This is a genomic window from Aeromonas sp. PI_26, assembly GCF_027854445.1.
GTDB lineage: Bacteria > Pseudomonadota > Gammaproteobacteria > Enterobacterales > Aeromonadaceae > Aeromonas > Aeromonas veronii.
The window spans coordinates 186,451-207,631 of sequence record NZ_JAJNOE010000003.1 but is presented as its reverse complement, the minus strand read 5'-3'; the positions used below and the strand labels follow the sequence as shown (position 1 = coordinate 207,631).

The following is a 21,181-nucleotide window of genomic DNA, read 5'->3' as shown; positions in this document are numbered from 1 at the left end:
CGTATGAGCCTATGATCCCGGAAAAGAAACCTGGCAGACGTATCCAGAGCGGTGGCTGTGCAATTCATTGCCAGGATTGCAGCATCAGTCAGCTCTGTATCCCTTTCACTCTGAACGACAACGAGCTTGATCAGCTGGACAGCATCATCGAGCGCAAGAAGCCGATCCAGAAGGGTGAAGAGCTGTTCAAGGCTGGCGATGAGTTCAAATCACTCTATGCCATCCGTTCCGGGACCATCAAGTCTTATACCATCACCGAGCAAGGGGATGAGCAGATCACCGCGTTCCACCTCGCTGGCGATCTGGTCGGTTTTGATGCCATCAACAAGCAGGCCCACCCCTCCTTCGCCCAGGCGCTGGAAACGGCCATGGTGTGCGAGATCCCGTTTGAAGTGCTGGATGATCTCTCCGGCAAGATGCCCAAACTACGCCAGCAGATCATGCGTCTGATGAGTAGCGAAATCATGGGCGATCAGGAGATGATCCTGCTGCTCTCCAAGAAAAATGCCGAAGAGCGCCTCGCCGCCTTCCTGCACAATCTGTCGGTACGCTTCTCCGAACGCGGCTTCTCCGCCAAGGAGTTCCGTCTCTCCATGACCCGTGGTGACATTGGCAACTATCTGGGTCTGACCGTCGAGACCATCAGTCGTCTGCTCGGCCGTTTCCAGAAGTCCGGTCTCATCAGCGTCAAAGGCAAATACATTACCGTGCTGGATCAGGTCGCGCTGGGCATGATGGCCGGTGCAACTCGCCCGCCCTGCGGCTGATTTTCCGCTTACCCTCTCGCTTTTCTCCTGCTTTCCCTGCCGGATCCTTTCCTCTGGAATGTGATCCGGTACGTTCCCCATACCCTCCTCCTGCGCTAAGCTGTAATGGCTAAGATTCTGCTGTCATTGGACTTTTCCAAGGAGGAGAAGATGGTCAAATATCAGAATATTCTGGTGGTTATCAATCCAGAAGAGGAGCGTCAAATCGCCCTCGAACGGGCAGTCAAAGTCGCCGAGCTGGACGAAAACGCCCATCTGACCCTGCTGCTCACCATCTATGACTTCTCGTATGAAATGACTGCCATGCTCTCGGTGGACGAGCGACAAGAGATGCGCGACGGCGTCATTTCACAGCGACGTGAGTGGCTGGACGAGATCCTGACACCATATCGGGCACAGGGGATCGAATGCGAAGTGAAAGTGGTCTGGCACAATCGTCCCTTCGAGTGCGTCATTCAGGAAGTACTGGAGCAGCGCCACGATCTGGTGGTCAAAGCCACTCACCATCACAGCTTCCTGCAAACCTTCATCTTTACCCCCACCGACTGGCACCTGCTGCGCAAATGCCCCTGTCCGGTGCTGCTGGTCAAGGAGGGTCACTGGCAACGGGGCGGCAACATCATCGCCGCCATCAACTGCTCAAGCGACGATCCGGATCAGAAATTGCTCAACGAACGGATCACCCAGGAAGGAAGCGACATCGCCGAGCTGCTGGGCTCCAACCTCTATCTGGTCAACACCTACCCGGGCACCCCGGTCAACGTGGCCATCGAGCTGCCAGAGTTTGATCCCAACGCCTACAACGAAGCGATCCGCAAGCACCACGAAAGCCTGCTGCTCAGCCATGCCGACAAGTTCGGGATCGGTCATCTCTGGGCTCGGGTAGCAGAGGGGCTACCGGAAGAGGTGTTGCCGGATATGGCCGAAGAGCTCAAGGCGACCTTGATGATCATGGGCTGCGTCGGCCGTACCGGGCTTTCTGCAGCTTTGCTCGGCAATACCGCCGAACATGTGATTGACCGCCTCTCCTGCGACATCCTGATCCTCAAACCGGCGGACTACAGCTGCCCGGTCGACAGTCGTCGCAATCAATCATAAGGTGCCTAGCACCTTGCCCTCCCCCGGGACATGGCTATAATAACGCGCTTATTTGTGTCCCGGGTTTTACGAGCATGCTAGAAGAGCTGAACGCCAAAGAAAAATACAGTTTCAACAAACTGCAAAAGCGCCTGCGGCGCAACGTAGGTCAGGCCATTGCCGACTTCAACATGATTGAAGAGGGCGACAAGGTCATGGTCTGCCTCTCCGGCGGCAAGGACAGCTTCGGTATGCTCGACATACTGATGAGCCTCAAAGCCAGCGCCCCCATCCATTTCGATCTGGTTGCCGTCAATCTGGATCAGAAGCAGCCCGGTTTCCCCGAGCATGTGCTGCCCGAGTATCTGGATTCCCTCGGTATCGAGTACAAGATTGTCGAAGAGGATACCTACTCCATCGTCAAAGAGAAGGTACCGGAAGGCAAAACCACCTGCTCCCTCTGCTCACGGCTGCGTCGCGGTATTCTCTACCGCACAGCCCAGGAGCTGGGTTGCACCAAGATTGCCCTTGGCCACCATCGCGATGACATCCTCGAGACCCTGTTCCTCAACATGTTCTACGGTGGCAAGCTCAAGTCCATGCCGCCCAAGCTGGTGAGCGACGATGGCAAGAACGTGGTGATCCGCCCGCTGGCCTACTGCAAAGAGAAGGATCTGATCCGCTACGCCGATGTCAAAGCCTTCCCCATCATTCCGTGCAACCTGTGCGGCTCGCAGGAGAACCTGCAGCGTCAGGCCATCAAGCAGATGATGCAGGATTGGGATCGCCGCTTCCCCGGTCGTATCGAGACTATGTTCACCGCCATTCAGGACGTGATCCCGAGCCACCTGCTCGACCACAAGCTGTTTGACTTCAAGAGCATCAACCGCGACTCCGGCATCATTGATGGCGGCGACAAGGCGTTTGATCCGCCCGAGATGCCAAAGGCGCCGCTGCTGGATATCGACGAGATGGACATGCTGGATGTGATTGAAGTGCGCTAAGCCGCGCTCACAAGGCAAACGCCACGCAATAAAAAAGGAGCGATAATCGCTCCTTTTTTGCTTTCTTGATCTGCCTCTTACCAACGTGACAGCACCATCGGCATCAGCCTTTGTGCAGCCAGGGGGTCAGTCGCAGCACGTCACCCTGCAGGCGAAGTTGCCCGGCAGCGAACGCGGCCAGTTGCTCATTGCTAAGCAACAGATGGCCTTCCTGCCAGGGCAGCGCTTCCTGACGGGCGCCATCAATCAAATAAGCAGTGCCGCTCTGCTGCACTAGGGTAATGCGTACCCCTTCCATCTTCGGCAGGAAGTGCTTGCCGACCATGCCCGCCATCTTGTCGAGCAGCGACTGCATTTGCTGCTGACGGGCCGCCAACTCCGCCAGCGGCAGCTCGGGTCCGTTTGGCGCATCGGCCATCACCTGTACCGTCATATCGCATGTGGCGTGCTCTTCTTTCAGGCCGACGGTCACGATCCCCTTGTCGAGGTTGAGATCCTCATCAAAAGGCAGACGCAGTTCGCTATCGACCGTTACCTCGCCCGCCACTTCCTTGCTGTCGGTTGCAACCCGGGCAAAGGTGAGGCCACAGCGCTGGCCATTTTGCGGATCGGTCAGATAAAACCCCAGTCTGGCGTGACCAAACTCCCCTTTGGCAAAGGTCTTCATCTGGCTGTAGAAGGTGCTGTATTGCAGGCCCAGCACCGACTCAGCCTGCGCCAGCCCTGGCAGCAAGAGACTGACAAGCAGACTCTGGCGCAAAACCTTGGTCACTCCATATCGACGGGTCATTCAACGTCCTTTTGCATCATGCATTGAAATGGTTGGGGCCTTCTGTCACCTCGTTAACCTCTACCCCCACCCCGCAGAGATCCCGATAGAGGATTCCCTTGCAGTTGAAATAGAGCGGTGCCACCCAGATAAGCCCCAACCCCATGGGGATCAGAGCCAGGAAGAAGAGCGCGGTCATCACGCCGTGAAACAGCACAATGCTGGGCCAGCCGCGCGCAAAGAGCTTGAGAGAGACCAGAATGGCCTGGGGCGGCGTCAGGCCGCGCTCCAGCACCAGAGGTACGGTAAAGAGCAGCCCCATGCCGATCAGGGCCGAGGGGATGAAAGAGAGTACGGCGGGCAATCCCAGCAGATCGAACAGCGGGCCAAACAGGCTGGTGAGCAGACTGCCAAGCAGGCTCAACATGCCGAGGCGTACAAAGTGGCGGAAGAAGTCGAACACCTGGTTGGCGCGGGCGCGCACGCCGACCGACTGCTGCAACCCCAGCATATCGAGGGAGCTGGTCATGGGGGCCATCACCACCGTCATCAGCAGACTCAGCACCATGGCCACATTCATCTGGCTGTCATCCCCCAGATAGGGCAACAGCAGCACATTGCTGAGCAGGATCCAGATCGCCGTCACCCCGACAATCGCCAGCAGCAGGCCAAATCCGGTACGGCGGGTCTGTTGCCATCCCTCCTGGATGACCCCTTTCAGATCAAGGCGGTAGCCCTGGTTCAGAGACTGCTCAAGGGAGCCGCCAATACGCATTTTATTACTCAATTGACTATCCAATATCGAAAACGACCAAATCAAGTGGCACATTATAGCGATTTGGTCTTCTATTCGTAGCCGTTTTTCCTGCGCAGTTGCGGCTAATTCGGGCCAAAAAGCCTTTAATTTCATGGATTGGCTGCATAGAATGCGGCCCTCTTTCAACACGATGGCCACTGGCTGGGGTGAGACTGGCGGATGATGAACAATCCACAGGTAATTGTCGCGCTGAACAAGATCAGCAAAAAATACGATGGCAAGGTGATCCTGATTGACCTTGACCTTGAAATCTATGACGGTGAATTTCTTACCCTGCTGGGCCCTTCCGGCTGTGGCAAGACCACCCTGCTGCGCCTGCTGGCCGGGCTCGAATCGGTCGATGGTGGCACCATCCATCTGGCCGGTGACGAGATCACCCATATCCCCGCCGAACACAGGCACATCAACACCGTGTTCCAGAGCTATGCGCTCTTCCCCCATATGACGGTGTTTGAAAACGTCGCCTTTGGCCTCGAGATGCAGAAAGTGCCTGCCAGCGAGATCCGCCAGCGGGTCGAGGAGACCCTCGCCATGGTGCAGCTCACCGAGCTGGCCAACCGCCGCCCGGATCAGCTCTCCGGCGGGCAGCAGCAACGGGTCGCCATCGCCCGCGCCGTGGTCAACAAGCCTCGCCTGCTGCTGCTCGACGAATCCCTCTCGGCGCTCGACTACAAGCTGCGCAAGCAGATGCAGAGCGAGCTCAAGGCGCTGCAGCGTCGCCTTGGTATCACCTTTGTCTTCGTTACCCATGATCAGGAAGAGGCACTCACCATGTCTGATCGCATCCTGGTGATGGAAGGCGGCAAGATCATCCAGCGCGGCACCCCGCGCGATATCTACGAATCGCCAGCCAATCTGTTCGTGGCCCGCTTTATCGGCGAGATCAATGTGATGGATGGCAAGCTGATCAGCCAGCGCGAGCCCGGTATCTGGCAGGCGGAGGTAGAGGGGCGCGAATGTCTGCTTCATACCACCTTGCCGTTCCAGCCTGACGACAAGGTGCTGGTGCTGCTGCGCCCGGAAGATCTGCGCATTCTCGATCAGGATGACGATCAAAGTGGCGCGCTGCGGGGCAACATCCGCGAGCGCAACTACAAGGGGGCGACGCTGGATTCGGTGATCGAACTCGAAAGCGGCAAACAGCTGCTTATCTCAGAGTTCTTCGACGAGGATGACCCCGACTTTGACTACCGTCTGGGTCAGGAGGTGCCGATCCACTGGGTCGACAGCTGGGAGGTGGTGCTGCCCTATGAGCCTCACTAATCTGCGGGTAGCGCACAGCTTTGCCCACAACGGCTTTCGCAACGGGGCCATCGCGCTGATCCTCGGCTGGCTGACGCTGTTTGTCTTCCTGCCCAACCTGATGATCATCGGTGTCAGCTTCCTCACCCGTGACGAGTCCGAGCTTATCGCACCGCTCTTTACCCTGAGCAACTATGGCCGCCTGCTGGACCCCCTCTATTTCGAGGTGCTGCTCCACTCCCTCTGGCTGGCGCTGCTCGCCACCGCCATCTGCCTGCTGGTGGGCTACCCCTTTGCCTGGCTGCTGGCCCATCTGCCAGCGCGTATCCGCCCGCTGCTGCTGTTTCTGGTGGTGGTGCCGTTCTGGACCAACTCCCTCATTCGTACCTATGCGCTGAAAGTGCTGCTCGGCACCCGGGGGCTCATCAATGGCTGGCTGCTGGATCTGGGGCTTATCGAGCGACCGCTGCAGATGATGTATACCGAGGTGGCCGTCATCATCGGGCTGGTCTATGTGCTGCTCCCCTTTATGGTGCTGCCGCTCTACTCCAGCATCGAGAAGCTGGATGGCCGTTTGCTGGAGGCGGCGCGAGATCTCGGCGCCAACGGCTGGCAGCGGCTGGTGCGGATCATTTTGCCCCTCACCCTGCCCGGCATCATCGCCGGTTGTCTGCTGGTGTTCCTGCCCGCCATGGGGATGTTCTATGTCTCCGACTTACTGGGGGGCGCCAAGCACCTGCTGATCGGCAACCTGATCAAGACCCAGTTCCTCAACAGCCGTGACTGGCCCTTTGGTGCGGCCATCAGCGTGATGCTGACGGTGCTGATGGCGCTCTTGGTCTACTGCTACTGGCGGGCGGGCAAGCTGCTCAGCAAGAAGGGGGAGCTGGCATGATGCGCGCACTGAAGGCTCTGTTCTTGCTGCTGGTGTTTGGCTATCTCTATGTACCCATCGGGGTGCTGATCGCCAACTCCTTCAACCTGTCGAAATATGGCATCGACTGGCGCGGCTTTACCCTGGGCTGGTATGAGAAGCTGTTTGCCAGCGCCAGCCTGATGCAGGCGGCCCAGCACTCCCTGACCATCGCCGCCCTCACCGCCACCGCGGCCACCCTGATCGGCACCCTCACCGCCGTGGCGCTTTTTCGCTACCGCTTTCGCAGCAAGCAGTACGTGAGCGGCATGCTGTTCGTGGTGATGATGTCCCCCGATATCGTGATGGCCATTTCGCTGCTGACCCTGTTTGTGGTGACCGGCATTGCGCTGGGCTTCTGGTCGCTGCTGATCGCCCACATCACCTTCTGCCTGCCGTTCGTGGTGATCACCGTCTACTCGCGGCTGTGCGGTTTTGATGTGCGGATGCTGGAAGCTGCGCGGGATTTGGGGGCTGGCGAGTGGATCATCCTGCGCCGCATCATACTGCCGCTGGCGCTGCCGGCGGTGATGGCGGGCTGGCTGCTCTCCTTTACCCTGTCGCTGGACGACGTGGTGGTGAGCTCCTTTGTTACCGGCCCGGCGTACGAGATCCTGCCGCTCAAGATCTACTCCATGGTCAAGGTGGGGGTCTCCCCCGAGGTCAACGCCCTGGCCACCCTGATGCTGGTCGCCTCCCTCGGGATGGTGCTGCTGGCGCAACTGTTACTGCGCAAACGGCAGGGTTGACCCTGCCCGTTTCGCCCCCGCCACCTTTGGCGAACTCTGTCACGGTGGGCCGCAAGGCCCCATAACCCCAAGGAGTTGTTGATGACAATCCAACACAAGGCCGGCGCCCTGCTGGCAGCCGCCCTCACCCTCACCACCCCGCTGCTGAGCCAGAGCGCCCACGCGGCCGACGACAAGGTGGTCTACTTCTACAACTGGTCGGAATATGTGCCGGACGGCCTGCTGGAGCAGTTCCAGCAAGAGACCGGCATCAAGGTGATCTACTCCACCTACGAATCCAACGAGACCCTCTACGCCAAGCTGAAAACCCATGGCGACGGCTATGACGTGGTAGTGCCCAGCACCTACTTCATCTCGAAAATGGCCAAAGAGGGAATGCTGCAGCCGCTGGATCGCGCCCAGCTGCCCAACTTCAAGCACCTCGACCCTACCCTGCTCAACCACGAGTACGACCCGGAAAACCGCTACTCCATCCCCTATATCTGGGGCGCAACCGGGATCGGCACCAACACTGACATCATCGAGCAGCCGGTGACCAACTGGAAGCAGCTCTGGGCACCGGAGTGGAAAGAGAGCCTGCTGCTGATGGACGATGCCCGCGAGGTGTTCCATATCGCGCTGGTGCAACTCGGCTACAGCCCCAACACCCAGGACAAGGCGCAAATTGCCGAAGCCTTCGAATACCTGAAAAAACTGATGCCCAACGTCAAGGCGTTCAACTCCGACAACCCGGCCGACCCCTTTATCGCCGGTGAGGTCAATATCGGTATGCTGTGGAACGGCTCGGCCTACGGCGCCCAGCGCGAATACCCCTCCATCCAGATGACCTACCCCGAAGAAGGCGCCGTGCTCTGGATGGATAACCTTGCCATCCCGGCCAAGGCCAAGCATGTGAAGGAGGCCCACGCCCTGATCAACTTCCTGATGCGCCCCGATGTGGCCGCCAAGGTGGCCGAGGCGATTGGCTACCCCACCCCGGTCAAAGATGCCATTCCCCTGCTCACCCCGGCGTTTCGCAACAACCCCATGGTCTTCCCGAGCGACGAGATCAAGCGCAAGGGCGAATTCCAGTCCGATGTGGGTGATGCCTCCCGCCTCTACGAGCAGTACTTCCTGCAGCTGAAAGCCATGGTGGCCAAGGCCGGTTAAATCGGCGGTTAATCGGCCCTCACGGGCTTAATGGATAAAGGGGGCAATATTTGCCCCCTTCGCTTTATAACCACTGGACCATTCTCAGTACAACAACTCTTGATGCAGAAACTCACGTGGAACCACAATTAACAGCAATAACATGATCAAGAGAGATGGATTCATATTTTTTTATACCAGTACTCTTTCCCTTTCGATAACACATCATCTTTATAAACCTTATCAGTCAATGCACTTATCTTATCTTTAACGAATTTTCTGACATGCTCCACTAAATTTATAAAATCCTTAGTTTCTTTGATACTCCAAGAATCAGGTTGCATTAATTCTGTTGATATGCGAGGAATATTACGCCTATTAAATTTCGAATCCAAAACCACAACAACTGAAGTTGTCTCTAGTTTTTTAGCACCACTATGGGCTGCAAAATTATGTCTAAAAGACATCGCTTCATCATGGATTTCATGATACATTTCATCAAGGTTACTTTTCTCAAGTTTAACTCGCCGTCCCTCACAGCTTGTATAACACTTGCCATAAATCGTCAATGCAGCAACAAATAGCCCTTTTACAACATTGTAGGTTTCTCTATCTTCATTGGCAAGATTTCCGTTGGCATTTACATGTCTAGGGTCACTTTTAAGAATATTAAGTATTGCATTTAACCAAACAGCACAACTTCTTAGATCTTTTTCTATCAAGGTATAAGCAGCTAACGCTTTCGCTTTAGGCGTATCCAATACTATACGATGAGCCTTCACTCTTTTATAAAAATAATTATTATATGCAATAAACTCATCTTTAAGAAGAACCGTTTCATACAACCAGTTTGGATCTTCTTCGTACAGTCTTTTTTTAACCATATGCCCCCCAAGAACATAAATTAAGATTTTAAAAAGTACGTTTTAGAGACAAGCTAGCGTGCGTCTAAGAGCAGAAGAAAATAAATTCATTAATTCAGCATCTTTGTTTAGTAAATCTCTCAATGCCCGAGAAATTTCAAGCTGTATACCTTTACCACTTATTCCTTGATTACAAATGTTATTTTCATCACATCCTTGTAACGATGGATTACTATGCTTACTTGCCGAAAAACCTGCAGCATTTAAAGCATCAATAACAGCTTTACAAAGTGGTTCAGCCAAACCACCTACATTTATAAATTGAGTCGCACCTTGTTGCCCGTGAAAAGTGACAACTACCTGTGAAGACCGAGCAATTCGTAGTCCTTCTGGCTCATCAAAACGAGAGCTTGTTATATGTAAATCTCGATTTGCGCTCTTTTTATTACCTTCAAATAAATAGTATGTAAAATCGTTACCGGCAACATTTCTACATATTTCAGATGTCCCTGGCTCTATCTTTCCAGCATGTGGAGCCATCAATGAAACTGCTGTACCTAATTCTCTAAACTCTATATTGTACGCACCTTCAACTTCTGAAGACTTTAATTCTGAGAAGCTAGAATATTTATCTTTCATTGTATATTATCACCTATATTAAAACATTCTTGAGAAAACACATTCTGATACATACCATATGAAATGTTAATATGTCACTATGTTTCCCGCTCTGTTAATTGATAGTAGGTTAATCATTTTTCTATACCTGCAACACTAATCATTATAAATCTCCTGCATAGGAAAAATTGCCACCGAAAAATTCAGAAACCGGAATACGGCTTTCAAGCAAGCTTATGAGCTAAAAACCATCAGGCACCGAAACAACTTTAGCAAAGGGTCAGATTAGTATGGTATCAAATGATGACCTATTTAGTGAATAGATAGTTATCTATAGAGATGATTTTTATCAGTTTTATGATGAGGAGCCGTCACTCTGAGGTAATGATGTTAGGAGGACATTATTATCTGAACCGATGCTGTACATAGTAGTAATTCCAAAGAAAAAACTGGATGCCTCTTACAACACTAATTCTTTCTGCACCAACTGGTTCGTGGTTCGCCAAGGGGTGTTAGGTATAGTCGAACACAATAATTTGGCCAAAGCCGATTAATTCTGTGCTTTTTCATCATCCCTCAGGGGTGTAGATTGGTTGGGGGGCAAGCGTTGCCCCCTCTCTTTTTTTCATGACCCCTCGAGGTATCACGGAAAACACGTTTTTCGCCAATATCGCGGGTGGCCTGAGCCAATCAGGAGTATTCATGTCCGATCTGACCCTCTATTTCGCTCCCGGCACTTGTGCCATAGCCGTGCAGATTGCCCTGCTGGAAGCGAATGCCCCGTTCCAACCCCGTCTCGTCAACCTCGCCGCAGGGGAGCAGCGTGACCCTGCGTATCTTGCCATCAACCCCAAAGGGCGGGTGCCTGCCCTGACCACCGAGCAGGGCACCCTGACCGAGACCCCGGCCCTGCTGCTCTATGTGGCACAGCGCTTCCCCGCAGCCAAGCTGGCACCGCTGGACAACCCGTTCCTGCTGGCCCGCATGCAGGAGGTCAACAGCTTCCTCGCCTCCACCGTGCATGTCTCCCACGCCCACGGTCGCCGTGGCAGCCGCTGGGCCGATGACGAGCAAGCCATTGCCGCCATGCAGCAGAAAGTCGCGAGCAATATGCGCAATGGCTTTGCCCAGATTGAGCAGCACTATCTGGCAGGCCCCTGGGTGCTGGGCGAGCAGTTCAGCGTGGCGGATATCTATCTGTTCGTGGTCGCGGGCTGGCTGAAAAGCGATGGGGTCGAGATCAGTGAATTCCCCAAGGTTGCCGATCATTATCAGCGCATGCTGAGCCGTCCGGCGGTCGCCAAGGCACTGGCCAACTAACCATAAAATCAATAGATCGATAAATAACAAGGGTGTCAGGGCTCTGCTGACACCCTTCCTGCCTCCTCCCCTGCACTTCTTCTCCCGCCTTTGAGATCGTTTTCACATTTCCGTGGTTTTGCCGTGGCCCTTCCTTAGTAAAAAGCCTATCTTTGCGTCATGACGCAACCGGTTGCGTAACCGGTTGCCTAGCGGTTCACAGATTGACGGGCCAAGGCCTGATGAGGTGCTGTATGAAACGAGGCGTACTGCTCAATGCTCCCCTGAGTGCTCTGGTGGCACAGATGGGCCACACCGACGAGATCACCGTCTGCGATGCAGGCTTGCCCATTCCGGCAGGGCCGGAGCGGATCGATCTGGCGCTGATGGCGGGGACGCCCAGCCTTGAAACCGTACTGACCGCCCTGCTCACCGATCTGGTGGTGGAGAAGGTGATCATGGCGACCGAGATCAAGCAGATCAGCCCCGCCGCCCATCAGACGCTGGTCGATCAGCTTGAGGCCCACGCAGCCGCCCAGGGCAAACCCATCGCCATCGAATACTGCCTGCACGAGGAGTTCAAGACCCGCTCCCGCCAGAGCAAGGCGATTGTGCGCAGCGGCGAGGTGACTCCCTACGCCAACCTGATCCTCTGCGCCGGTGTGGCGTTCTGACACTCTTCAAAGAAGGCCTCTTCAAGGAAGCTGCAAATGAGCACAACCTCCCCCCTCTCACCCATTCTGGAGCTGACCGGGATCGTCAAGACCTTCCCCGGTGTACGCGCCCTCGACGAAGCGGGTCTGCGGGTCTATCCGGGCCAGGTGATGGCCCTGCTCGGTGAAAATGGCGCCGGCAAATCTACCCTGATGAAGGTGCTGACCGGTATCTATCAGGCCGATGCGGGCAGCGTCAGCTACCGCGGTCAGTCGGTCCACTTCAAGGGGCCGCGCGATTCTCAGGATCAGGGGATCAGCATCATCCACCAGGAGCTGAACCTGCTGCCGGAGTTGTCGATTGCCGCCAACATCTTCCTCGGTCGCGAACCGCGCACCCGTTTTGGCAGCATCGACCACAAACAGCTGCGCGAACGGGCAAGCACCCTCCTGGCCCGTTTGGGCGTTAAACACGGGCCGGATACCCGACTCGGGGATCTCTCCATCGGCGAACAGCAGATGGTGGAGATCGCCAAGGCGCTGTCGTTCGATGCCAGCGTCATCATCATGGATGAACCCACCGATGCGCTGACCGATACCGAGACCGAGCAGCTATTCAAGGTGATCCGCGAGCTGCGTGAGCAAGGTTGCGGCATCGTCTATATCTCCCACCGTCTCAAGGAGATCTTCGAGATCTGCGATCGGGTCACCGTGCTGCGCGATGGCAAGTGGATCGGCGAGAAGGCGGTGAGCGATCTGGATGAAGACAAGATCATCGAGATGATGGTGGGTCGCCGGCTGGAAGAGCAGTACCCGCGTCTTGAGCGCGAGCTTGGCCCCGTCAGCCTGCAGGTGAAAGATCTGGCCGGTCCCGGCGTGCGCGGGGTGAGCTTCTCCCTGCGTCAGGGGGAAATTCTGGGCTTCAGCGGCCTGATGGGCTCCGGCCGCACCGAGCTGATGAAGCTGATCTACGGCGCCAGCCCCATCAGTGCCGGTGAAGTCACAGTGGACGGTCATGCGCTGGTGCCAACCAGTCCGGCCGATGGTCTGGCCGCTGGCATCGCCTATATCTCCGAGGATCGCAAGGGCGATGGGTTGGTGCTGGAGCTGTCGGTGCGCGAAAACATGAGCCTCTGCGCCCTCGACGAGTTCATCAGCAACGGCAAGATCGACGGCAAGGCCGAACGGCAGGCGGTGAGCGACTATGTACGCCTCTTCAACATCAAGACCCCGAGTCAGGATCAGCTGATAAAGCTGCTCTCCGGCGGCAACCAGCAGAAGGTGGCCATCGCCAAGGGACTGCTGACAAGGCCCAAGGTGCTGATCCTCGACGAGCCGACCCGCGGCGTCGACGTGGGGGCGAAGAAGGAAATTTATCAGCTGATCAACCAGTTCAAGAAGGAGGGGATGAGCATCATTCTGGTCTCCTCCGAGATGCCGGAAGTGCTCGGCATGAGCGATCGCATCATGGTGATGCACGAAGGGCGCATCAGCGCAGAGTTCAACACCCGCGATGCCAATCAGGAGAAGCTGATGGCGGCGGCAGTCGGTAAACAGTGGCAAGCAGAGCAAGAGGCAGCACAATGACAACCCAAACCCTTCCCCGCCGCGGCATCATGAACAAGGCCTGGTGGATCGAGAACAAATCCCTGGTCGCCCTGCTGGTGCTGATTGGTGTCGTCTCCGCGCTCAATCCCAACTTCTTCAGCGTCGACAACCTGCTCAACATCCTGCGCCAGACCTCGGTCAACGCCATCATGGCGGTCGGCATGACGCTGGTTATCCTCACCGCCGGTATCGATCTGTCGGTTGGCTCTGTGCTTGCCCTGTGCGGCGCGCTGGCCGCGACTATGGTGGCGATGGAGCTGCCGATCTGGCTGGTAGTCCCCCTCACCCTGGGTGCCGGCGCCCTGCTTGGCGGCGTCAGCGGCCTCATCATTGCCAAAGGCAAGGTACAGGCCTTTATCGCGACGCTGGTCACCATGACCGCCCTGCGCGGCATCACCATGGTCTATACCGAGGGTCGCCCCATCTCCACCGGTTTCAGTGATGGCGCCGATCACTTCGCCTGGCTGGGTACCGGCTATCTGCTCGGTCTGCCGGTGCCCATCTGGCTAATGGCCATCGTCTTCCTGCTCGCCTGGTTCATGCTCAACCACACCCGCCTCGGTCGCTACATCTACGCGCTGGGCGGCAACGAATCGGCCACCCGTCTCTCCGGTATCAATGTGGATCGGGTGAAGCTGGCGGTGTATGGTCTGTGCGGCGCGCTCTCGGCACTGGCAGGGCTTATCGTTACCTCTCGCCTCTCCTCTGCCCAGCCGACGGCGGGCATGGGTTACGAGCTGGATGCCATCGCCGCCGTGGTGCTGGGTGGTACCAGCCTGATGGGCGGCAAGGGCCGCATCATGGGTACCCTGATCGGTGCCTTGATCATCGGCTTCCTGAATAACGCCCTCAACCTGCTCGACGTATCCTCCTATTACCAGATGATCGCCAAGGCCAGCGTGATCTTGCTTGCCGTGATGATCGATAACAAAAGCAATCGTTGATAAGACAAGCCACACACAAGGAATGAAATGATGAAAAAGCTCAATACCCTGCTCGCTGCCGCCATCATGTCCGTGCTGGGCACCGCCCAGGCCGCCGATCAAACCCTGGCCATGGTGGTCTCCACCCTCAACAACCCCTTCTTCGTCACCATGAAAGAGGGGGCCGAAGCAAAAGCCAAAGAGCTTGGCTACGAGTTGGTGGTACTGGATTCCCAGAATGACCCGGCCAAAGAGCTCTCCAACATGGAAGATCTCACCGTACGCAAGGTCGGCGCCATCCTGATCAACCCCACCGACTCCGAAGCGGTCGGCAACGCCATTCGTCTGGCCAACCGTGCCAGCATCCCGGTACTGACTCTGGACCGCGGCGCCGCGCAGGGTGAGGTCAAGGCTCACATTGCCTCCGACAACGTGGCGGGCGGCAAGCTGGCCGGTGACTTTATCACCGAGAAACTGGGTACCGGTGCCAAGGTGATCCAGCTGGAAGGGATTGCCGGTACCTCCGCCGCCCGTGACCGTGGCGAAGGTTTTGCCCTGGCCGTGGCGGCCAACAAGCTGCAGGTGCTGGCTTCCCAGCCTGCCGACTTTGACCGCACCAAGGGTCTGAACGTCATGGAAAACCTGCTGGCCGCCCATCCGACCGTACAGGCGGTGTTCGCCCAGAACGACGAGATGGCGCTGGGTGCCATCCGCGCCGTGCAGGCTGCCGGTAAAGAGGTGATGATCGTCGGCTTCGACGGCACTGACGATGGCAAAGCCGCCGTTGCCAAGGGTAAACTGGCCGCCACCGTGGCCCAGCAACCGGCCCTGATCGGTGCCATCGGCGTCGAGACTGCCGACAAGGTGCTGAAAGGTCAGCCGGTGGAGAAATCCATTCCGGTACCGCTTCAAGTGGTCAGCAAGTAAGTGCTCGAGGGGAGGTTAGCCTCCCCTTTTCCCTCTCGTTCAGGTGCCTCCCGGCTTGAGCTCACTCCATCACAGTGTTCAAGCCAAGATGCATCAGGAGTAGTCAACATGAATCGTCTCGTCGTTCTGGGCAGTGTCAATGCAGACCATGTGCTGCGCGTTCCCCACTTTCCTCGCCCGGGTGAAACCCTGACCGGCCACAGCTATCAGGTTGTCCCGGGTGGCAAGGGGGCCAATCAGGCGGTTGCTGCCGCCCGCCTTGGCGCCCCCGTCTCCTTTATCGCCCGCATCGGTGATGACGCCATCGGCCACCAGATGAAGAGCGGCTTTGCCAAAGATGGCATCGACGTCAGCGCCGTCGAGCTCGATCCCAAGCTCCCGACCGGTATCGCCATCATCTATGTGAGCGATGAGGGGGAGAACAGCATCGGCATCTCAGCCGAAGCGAACGGTGCCATCACCCCTGCCGTGGTGAAAAACCACGAAGCCATGATCGCCGACGCCCACACCCTGCTGTTGCAGCTGGAAGTGCCGCTCGAGAGCGTTCATGAAGCTGCACGGCTGGCCCGCGCCCACGGCACCCGGGTGGTGCTCAACCCCGCCCCCGCCCGCCCGCTCTCCGCTGAGCTGTTGGCGCTGGTCGACCTTATCACCCCCAACCAGACTGAAGCCGAGCTGTTGACCGGCGTGAAAGTCACCGATGAAGCGAGCGCCCGCGAGGCGGCCGCCCGCTTCCACCAGATGGGGATTGCGGACGTGATGATCACCCTGGGGTCGCAGGGGGTCTATTGCAGCAACGCACAGCAGCAACAACTCATCCCGGGCTTTCGGGTCAAGGCAGTGGATACCACAGCCGCGGGCGATACCTTCAACGGCGCCCTGTTGGCGGCGGAACTGGCCGGTGCCGATTTCCACAGCGCGGTGCGCTTTGCCCACGGGGCGGCGGCGCTCTCCGTCACCCGGTTCGGAGCCCAGAGCTCCATCCCGAGCAAGCAGGAGGTCGACACCTTCTTGCTTGAGCAGACTGCACAGGGGCACTGATGGCCAATATCAAGGAGGTGGCGGCGCTGGCGGGGGTCTCTACCACCACCGTCTCCCACGTCATCAACGAGACCCGCTTTGTGGCCGAGGAGACCCGCGCACGGGTCTTTGCGGCCATGCGCGATCTCAACTATGCCCCGAGTCTGGTGGCCCGCAGCCTCAAGGTGAAGGAGACCAACAGTATCGGCATGCTGGTCACCACCTCCAGCAACCCCTTCTTTGCCGAGGTGGTGCGCGGGGTGGAGCGCTACTGCTTCGAGCAGGGCTACAACCTGATGCTGGGCAACACCGAAGGGCAGGCGGAAACAGCCCTCTCCTACCTCAAGATGATGCTGCGCAAGCGGGTCGATGGCCTGCTGATCATGTGCAGCGAAGGCCAACAAGAGGTGTTCAATCAGCTCGACTGGCTCAAGAGCCTGCCGGTGGTGGTGATGGATTGGGGGCTGGTCAGTGAGGATGTGGATCTGATCGCCGACAACTCCTTCCACGGCGGTTATCTGGCGACCCGCCATCTGATTGAGCTGGGCCACACCGCCATCGGTTGCATCACCGGCCCCCACAGCCGCGCCCCCGCCAACCAGCGCCAGGCTGGCTTTGAGCAGGCGCTGCAGGAGGCAGGACTCACTGTCAATCCTGACTGGATTCAGGAGGGGGACTTTGACTGCGCCAGCGGCCATCAGGCGATGACCCGTCTGCTGGCATTGCCCGAGCGCCCCACAGCCCTCTTTGTCTGCAACGACATGATGGCGATGGGGGCCATCAGTGCTGCTCATCAGGCGGGGCTGGTGATCCCGCGCGACCTCTCCATTGTCGGCTACGACAATGTGGCGCTGGCTGAATTTATGTCGCCGCCACTCACTACCGTCAACCAGCCCAAAGAGGAGCTCGGCCGCCTCGCCGTCACCCGGCTGCTGGCTCGCATCAACGGCGAAGCGGTGGCTGACCACCTGATCACCGTCGACCCTGACCTGGTGATCAGACAATCCTGCGCCCCTCGCCCCTGACGTTCAGGGGCAATAAACGAACAAGGCGACCCCGAGGTCGCCTTGTTTCATTTTGTCTCTTGCCGATGCAATACCGCTTTTAGCCCTCAGGCCAGCGACCTGGTCTCCCTGGCCGCAAGCACTTGCAGTGGCACCAGCCCCAATCGTCTGGCCAGCGGTTGCAGCAACTCGCCATCTTCATCACCCTGCGGCAGCCAGTAGCGGACAGGCCAGCCGGCTGCCAGCTGCGCCGAGGTGGTACTGCCAATCTCTCTGAGCGCCAGAGTGCAACCCTGCTGGCGCAATCCCGCCAGCAAGGCACCATCCGGCTGCAGCGTCGGTACCAGCAACACCAGCGGCGTACGGGAAGCCTCCGGCAAATAGGCCAGTAGATGGGTCAGCTGGGCCTGATTGTCGAGCGGGACCAGCAGTTCCCGACCATCGGCATACTGCGCCTCGTGCGCTTGCAGCACCCGGGCCAACACGGGCCCCAGCACACCGCACTCCTGCAGCCAGCGCATGTGGCAGGGCGCCCCCTGCTCACGCCACTCAAGCGCCAATTGCCACATGTCGTTGCCCTGCCCGTCCGTCAGCGCCTGCAATGCCACTCGCAGCGGTGCAGGCTCGCGCCCCGCTAGCCACTCTCGCAGCTGATGAAGCTGCTGCTGACTCAACTGCAACTGCTGCAGCATGGCAGGCTCAAACCAGCTGATCGCCCCCTCCTGGCTACGCTTGGCCTGGTTGAGGGCTAGGATGGCCTGATCCAGCAGCCGGGCGGCATCCTGTTGTTGGGCCTTGGCGACCCCGAGCCGACAGGCCAGATCGAAGCTGCACTCCCGGGTCACGAACTCGAAATGGAGCAGATCCACCAGCTCATGAATGGCGGTTTCCAGCGCATCATTCGCCTTGGTCAGCACCACGGCAAATTCGTCACCGCCGAGCCGGTAAGCGTGGCTGCCATGGGCCTGCTGCAGCTTGTTGGCCACCATCTGCAACAGCCGATCACCGACCTGATAACCCAGCAGATCATTGACCTGCTTGAAGCGCTTGAGATCGAGCACCACCAAAGCGCTCACCTCGCCGGCATGCAAAGCGCGAGAGAGCTGCTCCTGCAGGGCACGGCGGTTGCCAAGCTGGGTCAGGGGATCGAGCAGGGCAAGCCGACGGTTCGCCAGATTGGCGCGAATGAGGGCAGCGACCAGAGCGCCACCGGTCAGTAGCAGGATCAGTTGCCAGATCTGCAGCCAGAACAGGCTGTTGCGGATTTGGCTGACCGAATGCTCCCGCTCCTGGCCGGAGAGGATCTGATCCCCTATCTGTTCGATGAGACGGGTCTGGCTGGCGATCGCCTCCTGCAAGCGGGCAAGCTCAGCCCCCTCGCGCAGCACACCGGCCTCCATCTGGGGTTCGAGCTGCTTGATCTGCTCGAACAGGGTGGCCAGCACCTTGCCGAGTCCGTGCCGCTGGCGCATCTCGGCGGTCTCGCTGCTGATGAGGAAGATGTCGAGCCGGTTCCACAGCAGATCGTAATCGAGGCTCAGGGTCTCCATCGTCACTCTGCCGGCCCGATAGAGCTGCAGATCGTAGAGGAAACGCTGGGATTCGAGCATCACCTGGCTGATGTTCCAGTGGACATTGCGGTAGAAGGTATCGACCAGCTGCTCCTGCCGATGCTGCAGATAGAGGCTGCTGCCCGACGAGATCAGAAACAGCAGCGACACCGCAACCAACAGCAGTTTGTGGCGGGACAACCCCATCAGTCGACGATCTCGATGCGGGTCACCTGCCACACCATGCAGTTATGGATGGCGGGCACGTCCAGCTTGGGATAGGTGGTGAACGGGATGAGCAGCCAGAGCGGCCCCTTGTTGCGCCGGGTCAGCGGTTTGCCGTCCTCCTGACGCACCAGGGTCAGCGGCACGCCGTCGAACAGGGCCAGATCCACCACCTGCTGATAACCGTTGAGGGCCGAGACTGCGATCTTGCGGGCATCCGGGATCCCTTGCGCCACCAGCACGGCTGACAGGGTCGGCCCGCGATAGTGGTGGGCGCCCTGAGTCCAGGGGGTAGTCGTGGTGAATTCGGTCTGTGGCAAGGCGGAGAGGGCCGCCTCATCGAGGCTCACCTGCTGGCCATCTGGCAGTACCAGGGTCATCAGGGGGATGGAGGCCGATGCGCTGGCACTGGCCAGCATCAGGAGAAAAAAAGCGATCCATTGCTTTACTGCGGTCATGGTAATTTGCGCCAACTGCGTCCCATTTTTTAATGGTTGCCAGTGTGGCGATTTCACCGAACCATTGCAACTGTCCCGTCGCACAGTAGCTCAGGGACCGCGCATCTCCATCCAGTTGTGCCCCTCGACTTGCCTCGGTTGATGAATGCCGCACGCCTCCAGCAACTCATCGACATAGGCGGGCACCAGCAGGGATGCTGGGCCATAGCGTTTTTCGTCAAACTGGCTACCTACCTCGCTCGGTTCGAGATTGAGCTCGATGGTGTGCGCCCCGTTGAGGCCCGCCTCATGGACAAACCCGGCGGCCGGATAGACAGCGCCAGAGGTGCCGATGGAGATAAAGAGATCGCACTGGGCCAGCGCACTATAGATGCGATCCAGCCCGAGCGGCATTTCGCCAAACCAGACCACATGGGGACGCATCGGCTGAGGGAACTGGCAGCAGGAGCAGAGCTCGTCCTGATGGAGATCGCCACGCCACTCGATCACCTGACCGGACTCGGGGCAGCGGGCCTTGAGCAGCTCCCCGTGCATATGGATAAGGTTCTTGCTGCCTGCACTCTCGTGCAGATTGTCGATGTTCTGGGTGACAAGGGTGACCGAACCGGGCAGCAGTCGCTCGAGGCGGGCCAGCGCATAGTGGGCCGGATTGGGGTGAACCTGGGGCTGTTGCAGCTGTTTGCGGCGGGAGTTGTAAAAGCGCAGCACCAGTTCGGGATCCCGGGCATACCCCTCGGGGGTCGCCACATCCTCGACCTTGTGCTCTTCCCACAAACCGTCGCAGGCACGAAAAGTCTTGATGCCGGATTCGGCAGAGATCCCCGCGCCGGTCAGGATCACGATATGTTTATATGACTGCGCCATAAGCTGCTCCGTCTATCCCTGCACAATAAATGTGACCTTAGCACAGGGAAAAAAGTGTCACTATTCGCCCTTGGTCTTAAGCGGCGCCGCTGGCGGCACGGGTAACCAGGCATCCAGTACCGACAGATCCAGCCTGACAAAGACCATCTCCCGTCCGGTCACCAGAGTCAGCGGCAAGCCAAGGCGCTTGAGCAGAGTCAGCATGGGCCGGTTCTGGGCCAGCACTTCCGCCGTCCACTCCCGGATCCCGTCCGCTCTGGCCAGCAGTGCCAGCGCCAGCAGAATGCGCCTCCCCGCCCCCTTGTGCTGAAAGTGATCCGCCACGATGCAAGAAAACTCCGCCCGATCGGGATGAAGGCGGCGGCGGATTGATTGCGCCTGAGCCAGCGGCTCACCGGCCAGATCGGTCAGCAACAGCGAGATCTGTTGTTCGGGATGGTAATTGAGAAATTGGGCCACCTGTTCCGGTGGCGGTGTCCGTTTCGGACGCATAAAGCGCAGATAGATGCTCTCTTCACTCAATGCATCGTAAGCGGCCAGCATGCGGGCAGGCGCCACCCCATGCAGCTCGCGCAGCAGGCAAGGCACCCCGGATACCTGCATCGCCAGTGGCAGCGCAGCTCGGGAAACCGGATGGGGCCAGCCCTCCAGTCCTTTGCCAAGGCGCTCCCGGTGCATGGGCCAGCAGAGGTAGCGCGGCATG

At 58.2% G+C, this 21,181-nt stretch carries 22 protein-coding genes; 14 read left to right on the top strand and 8 right to left on the bottom strand.

Going from position 1 to position 21,181, the window contains the following annotated elements:
* Positions 1-11: 11 nt before the first annotated feature.
* The 3 genes from LRL22_RS05705 (at position 12) to ttcA (ending at position 2,848) form a co-directional block, all read left to right on the top strand.
* Positions 12-767 carry an FNR family transcription factor gene (locus LRL22_RS05705; RefSeq protein WP_005351934.1) on the top strand — a complete coding sequence of 252 codons (756 nt, stop codon included), beginning with the start codon at positions 12-14 and terminating at the stop codon, positions 765-767.
* Positions 768-917: 150 nt separating this feature from the next.
* A complete protein-coding gene (uspE, locus tag LRL22_RS05700) occupies positions 918-1,865 on the top strand; it encodes a universal stress protein UspE (protein ID WP_270904919.1) in 948 nt (315 codons plus the stop codon).
* Positions 1,866-1,939: 74 nt separating this feature from the next.
* The gene (gene ttcA, locus LRL22_RS05695) at positions 1,940-2,848 is read left to right on the top strand and encodes a tRNA 2-thiocytidine(32) synthetase TtcA (protein ID WP_005336634.1); all 909 of its coding nucleotides are present in this window, start codon (positions 1,940-1,942) and stop codon (positions 2,846-2,848) included.
* A gap of 103 nt (positions 2,849-2,951) precedes the next feature.
* Here the strand turns inward: ttcA and LRL22_RS05690 are convergent, their stop codons facing one another.
* Together LRL22_RS05690 and LRL22_RS05685 are read right to left on the bottom strand one after the other, a co-directional pair.
* Positions 2,952-3,638, bottom strand: coding sequence for a DUF2987 domain-containing protein (locus LRL22_RS05690; RefSeq protein WP_270904918.1), 687 nt, complete (start codon positions 3,636-3,638; stop codon positions 2,952-2,954).
* 16 nt (positions 3,639-3,654) lie between these two features.
* Positions 3,655-4,392 (bottom strand): hypothetical protein, encoded by a 738-nt coding sequence (locus LRL22_RS05685; RefSeq protein ID WP_005351939.1) that lies wholly within the window; start codon positions 4,390-4,392, stop codon positions 3,655-3,657.
* Positions 4,393-4,593: 201 nt separating this feature from the next.
* Here LRL22_RS05685 and potA point away from each other — a divergent pair, with 201 nt between their 5' ends.
* The 4 genes from potA (at position 4,594) to LRL22_RS05665 (ending at position 8,487) form a co-directional block, all read left to right on the top strand.
* Positions 4,594-5,697 carry a spermidine/putrescine ABC transporter ATP-binding protein PotA gene (potA, locus tag LRL22_RS05680; protein ID WP_270904917.1) on the top strand — a complete coding sequence of 368 codons (1,104 nt, stop codon included), beginning with the start codon at positions 4,594-4,596 and terminating at the stop codon, positions 5,695-5,697.
* Entirely contained in the window at positions 5,684-6,571 is an 888-nt protein-coding gene (gene potB, locus LRL22_RS05675; RefSeq protein ID WP_019446371.1) for a spermidine/putrescine ABC transporter permease PotB, read from the top strand. The genes potA and potB overlap by 14 nt, the downstream gene beginning before the upstream one ends.
* Positions 6,568-7,338 (top strand): spermidine/putrescine ABC transporter permease PotC, encoded by a 771-nt coding sequence (gene potC / locus LRL22_RS05670; protein ID WP_270904916.1) that lies wholly within the window; start codon positions 6,568-6,570, stop codon positions 7,336-7,338. The genes potB and potC overlap by 4 nt, the downstream gene beginning before the upstream one ends.
* Positions 7,339-7,419: 81 nt before the next feature.
* Complete coding sequence (locus LRL22_RS05665) at positions 7,420-8,487, top strand: extracellular solute-binding protein (RefSeq protein ID WP_270904915.1); 1,068 nt, start codon at positions 7,420-7,422, stop codon at positions 8,485-8,487.
* A gap of 161 nt (positions 8,488-8,648) precedes the next feature.
* On the opposite strand, the gene LRL22_RS05660 is transcribed toward LRL22_RS05665, so the two are convergent.
* Both LRL22_RS05660 and LRL22_RS05655 read right to left on the bottom strand, forming a co-directional pair.
* Entirely contained in the window at positions 8,649-9,350 is a 702-nt protein-coding gene (locus LRL22_RS05660; RefSeq protein WP_270904914.1) for a hypothetical protein, read from the bottom strand.
* Between the two features lie 42 nt (positions 9,351-9,392).
* Positions 9,393-9,968 (bottom strand): poly-gamma-glutamate hydrolase family protein, encoded by a 576-nt coding sequence (locus LRL22_RS05655; protein ID WP_270904913.1) that lies wholly within the window; start codon positions 9,966-9,968, stop codon positions 9,393-9,395.
* A 681-nt stretch (positions 9,969-10,649) separates the two neighbouring features.
* Between LRL22_RS05655 and LRL22_RS05650 the strand changes: the two genes are divergently transcribed.
* From LRL22_RS05650 to LRL22_RS05620, 7 genes are all read left to right on the top strand, one after another.
* A complete protein-coding gene (locus LRL22_RS05650) occupies positions 10,650-11,267 on the top strand; it encodes a glutathione S-transferase family protein (protein ID WP_270904912.1) in 618 nt (205 codons plus the stop codon).
* Positions 11,268-11,500: 233 nt separating this feature from the next.
* Positions 11,501-11,920 (top strand): D-ribose pyranase, encoded by a 420-nt coding sequence (gene rbsD, locus LRL22_RS05645; RefSeq protein WP_270904911.1) that lies wholly within the window; start codon positions 11,501-11,503, stop codon positions 11,918-11,920.
* A gap of 36 nt (positions 11,921-11,956) precedes the next feature.
* The gene (gene rbsA / locus LRL22_RS05640; RefSeq protein ID WP_270904910.1) at positions 11,957-13,486 is read left to right on the top strand and encodes a ribose ABC transporter ATP-binding protein RbsA; all 1,530 of its coding nucleotides are present in this window, start codon (positions 11,957-11,959) and stop codon (positions 13,484-13,486) included.
* Positions 13,483-14,451 (top strand): ribose ABC transporter permease, encoded by a 969-nt coding sequence (gene rbsC, locus LRL22_RS05635; protein WP_261999935.1) that lies wholly within the window; start codon positions 13,483-13,485, stop codon positions 14,449-14,451. The genes rbsA and rbsC overlap by 4 nt, the downstream gene beginning before the upstream one ends.
* A gap of 30 nt (positions 14,452-14,481) precedes the next feature.
* Positions 14,482-15,357: a ribose ABC transporter substrate-binding protein RbsB gene (gene rbsB, locus LRL22_RS05630; RefSeq protein WP_005360585.1), complete on the top strand. Its 876-nt coding sequence runs from the start codon at positions 14,482-14,484 to the stop codon at positions 15,355-15,357.
* 108 nt (positions 15,358-15,465) lie between these two features.
* Entirely contained in the window at positions 15,466-16,398 is a 933-nt protein-coding gene (gene rbsK, locus LRL22_RS05625) for a ribokinase (protein ID WP_124929418.1), read from the top strand.
* Positions 16,398-17,402, top strand: coding sequence for a substrate-binding domain-containing protein (locus LRL22_RS05620; protein ID WP_270904909.1), 1,005 nt, complete (start codon positions 16,398-16,400; stop codon positions 17,400-17,402). The genes rbsK and LRL22_RS05620 overlap by 1 nt, the downstream gene beginning before the upstream one ends.
* An 86-nt stretch (positions 17,403-17,488) precedes the next feature.
* Here the strand turns inward: LRL22_RS05620 and LRL22_RS05615 are convergent, their stop codons facing one another.
* From LRL22_RS05615 to LRL22_RS05600, 4 genes are all read right to left on the bottom strand, one after another.
* Entirely contained in the window at positions 17,489-19,138 is a 1,650-nt protein-coding gene (locus tag LRL22_RS05615; protein WP_270904908.1) for a GGDEF domain-containing protein, read from the bottom strand.
* A complete protein-coding gene (locus LRL22_RS05610) occupies positions 19,138-19,614 on the bottom strand; it encodes a hypothetical protein (RefSeq protein WP_270904907.1) in 477 nt (158 codons plus the stop codon). Before LRL22_RS05610 ends, LRL22_RS05615 begins: the two co-directional genes overlap by 1 nt.
* Before the next feature lie 90 nt (positions 19,615-19,704).
* Positions 19,705-20,478, bottom strand: coding sequence for a Sir2 family NAD+-dependent deacetylase (cobB, locus tag LRL22_RS05605; protein WP_005336680.1), 774 nt, complete (start codon positions 20,476-20,478; stop codon positions 19,705-19,707).
* Between the two features lie 60 nt (positions 20,479-20,538).
* Positions 20,539-21,180, bottom strand: a complete 642-nt coding sequence (locus tag LRL22_RS05600) for a GNAT family N-acetyltransferase (protein ID WP_075114655.1) — start codon at positions 21,178-21,180, stop codon at positions 20,539-20,541.
* Between the last annotated feature and the right edge of the window lies 1 nt (position 21,181).

What these genes read in the sequence shown, in the direction of transcription:
- uspE (WP_270904919.1), top strand. Translation starts at nt 918, where the DNA reads ATGGTCAAATATCAGAATATTCTGGTGGTTATCAATCCAGAAGAGGAG.
- rbsD (WP_270904911.1), top strand. Translation starts at nt 11,501, where the DNA reads ATGAAACGAGGCGTACTGCTCAATGCTCCCCTGAGTGCTCTGGTGGCA.
- rbsK (WP_124929418.1), top strand. Translation starts at nt 15,466, where the DNA reads ATGAATCGTCTCGTCGTTCTGGGCAGTGTCAATGCAGACCATGTGCTG.
- LRL22_RS05615 (WP_270904908.1), bottom strand. Translation starts at nt 19,138, where the DNA reads ATGGGGTTGTCCCGCCACAAACTGCTGTTGGTTGCGGTGTCGCTGCTG.
- potB (WP_019446371.1), top strand. Translation starts at nt 5,684, where the DNA reads ATGAGCCTCACTAATCTGCGGGTAGCGCACAGCTTTGCCCACAACGGC.
- potA (WP_270904917.1), top strand. Translation starts at nt 4,594, where the DNA reads ATGATGAACAATCCACAGGTAATTGTCGCGCTGAACAAGATCAGCAAA.
- LRL22_RS05660 (WP_270904914.1), bottom strand. Translation starts at nt 9,350, where the DNA reads ATGGTTAAAAAAAGACTGTACGAAGAAGATCCAAACTGGTTGTATGAA.
- LRL22_RS05620 (WP_270904909.1), top strand. Translation starts at nt 16,398, where the DNA reads ATGGCCAATATCAAGGAGGTGGCGGCGCTGGCGGGGGTCTCTACCACC.
- rbsA (WP_270904910.1), top strand. Translation starts at nt 11,957, where the DNA reads ATGAGCACAACCTCCCCCCTCTCACCCATTCTGGAGCTGACCGGGATC.
- ttcA (WP_005336634.1), top strand. Translation starts at nt 1,940, where the DNA reads ATGCTAGAAGAGCTGAACGCCAAAGAAAAATACAGTTTCAACAAACTG.
- potC (WP_270904916.1), top strand. Translation starts at nt 6,568, where the DNA reads ATGATGCGCGCACTGAAGGCTCTGTTCTTGCTGCTGGTGTTTGGCTAT.
- LRL22_RS05610 (WP_270904907.1), bottom strand. Translation starts at nt 19,614, where the DNA reads ATGACCGCAGTAAAGCAATGGATCGCTTTTTTTCTCCTGATGCTGGCC.
- LRL22_RS05600 (WP_075114655.1), bottom strand. Translation starts at nt 21,180, where the DNA reads ATGCCGCGCTACCTCTGCTGGCCCATGCACCGGGAGCGCCTTGGCAAA.
- LRL22_RS05705 (WP_005351934.1), top strand. Translation starts at nt 12, where the DNA reads ATGATCCCGGAAAAGAAACCTGGCAGACGTATCCAGAGCGGTGGCTGT.
- LRL22_RS05655 (WP_270904913.1), bottom strand. Translation starts at nt 9,968, where the DNA reads ATGAAAGATAAATATTCTAGCTTCTCAGAATTAAAGTCTTCAGAAGTT.
- LRL22_RS05685 (WP_005351939.1), bottom strand. Translation starts at nt 4,392, where the DNA reads ATGCGTATTGGCGGCTCCCTTGAGCAGTCTCTGAACCAGGGCTACCGC.
- LRL22_RS05650 (WP_270904912.1), top strand. Translation starts at nt 10,650, where the DNA reads ATGTCCGATCTGACCCTCTATTTCGCTCCCGGCACTTGTGCCATAGCC.
- rbsB (WP_005360585.1), top strand. Translation starts at nt 14,482, where the DNA reads ATGAAAAAGCTCAATACCCTGCTCGCTGCCGCCATCATGTCCGTGCTG.
- rbsC (WP_261999935.1), top strand. Translation starts at nt 13,483, where the DNA reads ATGACAACCCAAACCCTTCCCCGCCGCGGCATCATGAACAAGGCCTGG.
- LRL22_RS05690 (WP_270904918.1), bottom strand. Translation starts at nt 3,638, where the DNA reads ATGACCCGTCGATATGGAGTGACCAAGGTTTTGCGCCAGAGTCTGCTT.
- LRL22_RS05665 (WP_270904915.1), top strand. Translation starts at nt 7,420, where the DNA reads ATGACAATCCAACACAAGGCCGGCGCCCTGCTGGCAGCCGCCCTCACC.
- cobB (WP_005336680.1), bottom strand. Translation starts at nt 20,478, where the DNA reads ATGGCGCAGTCATATAAACATATCGTGATCCTGACCGGCGCGGGGATC.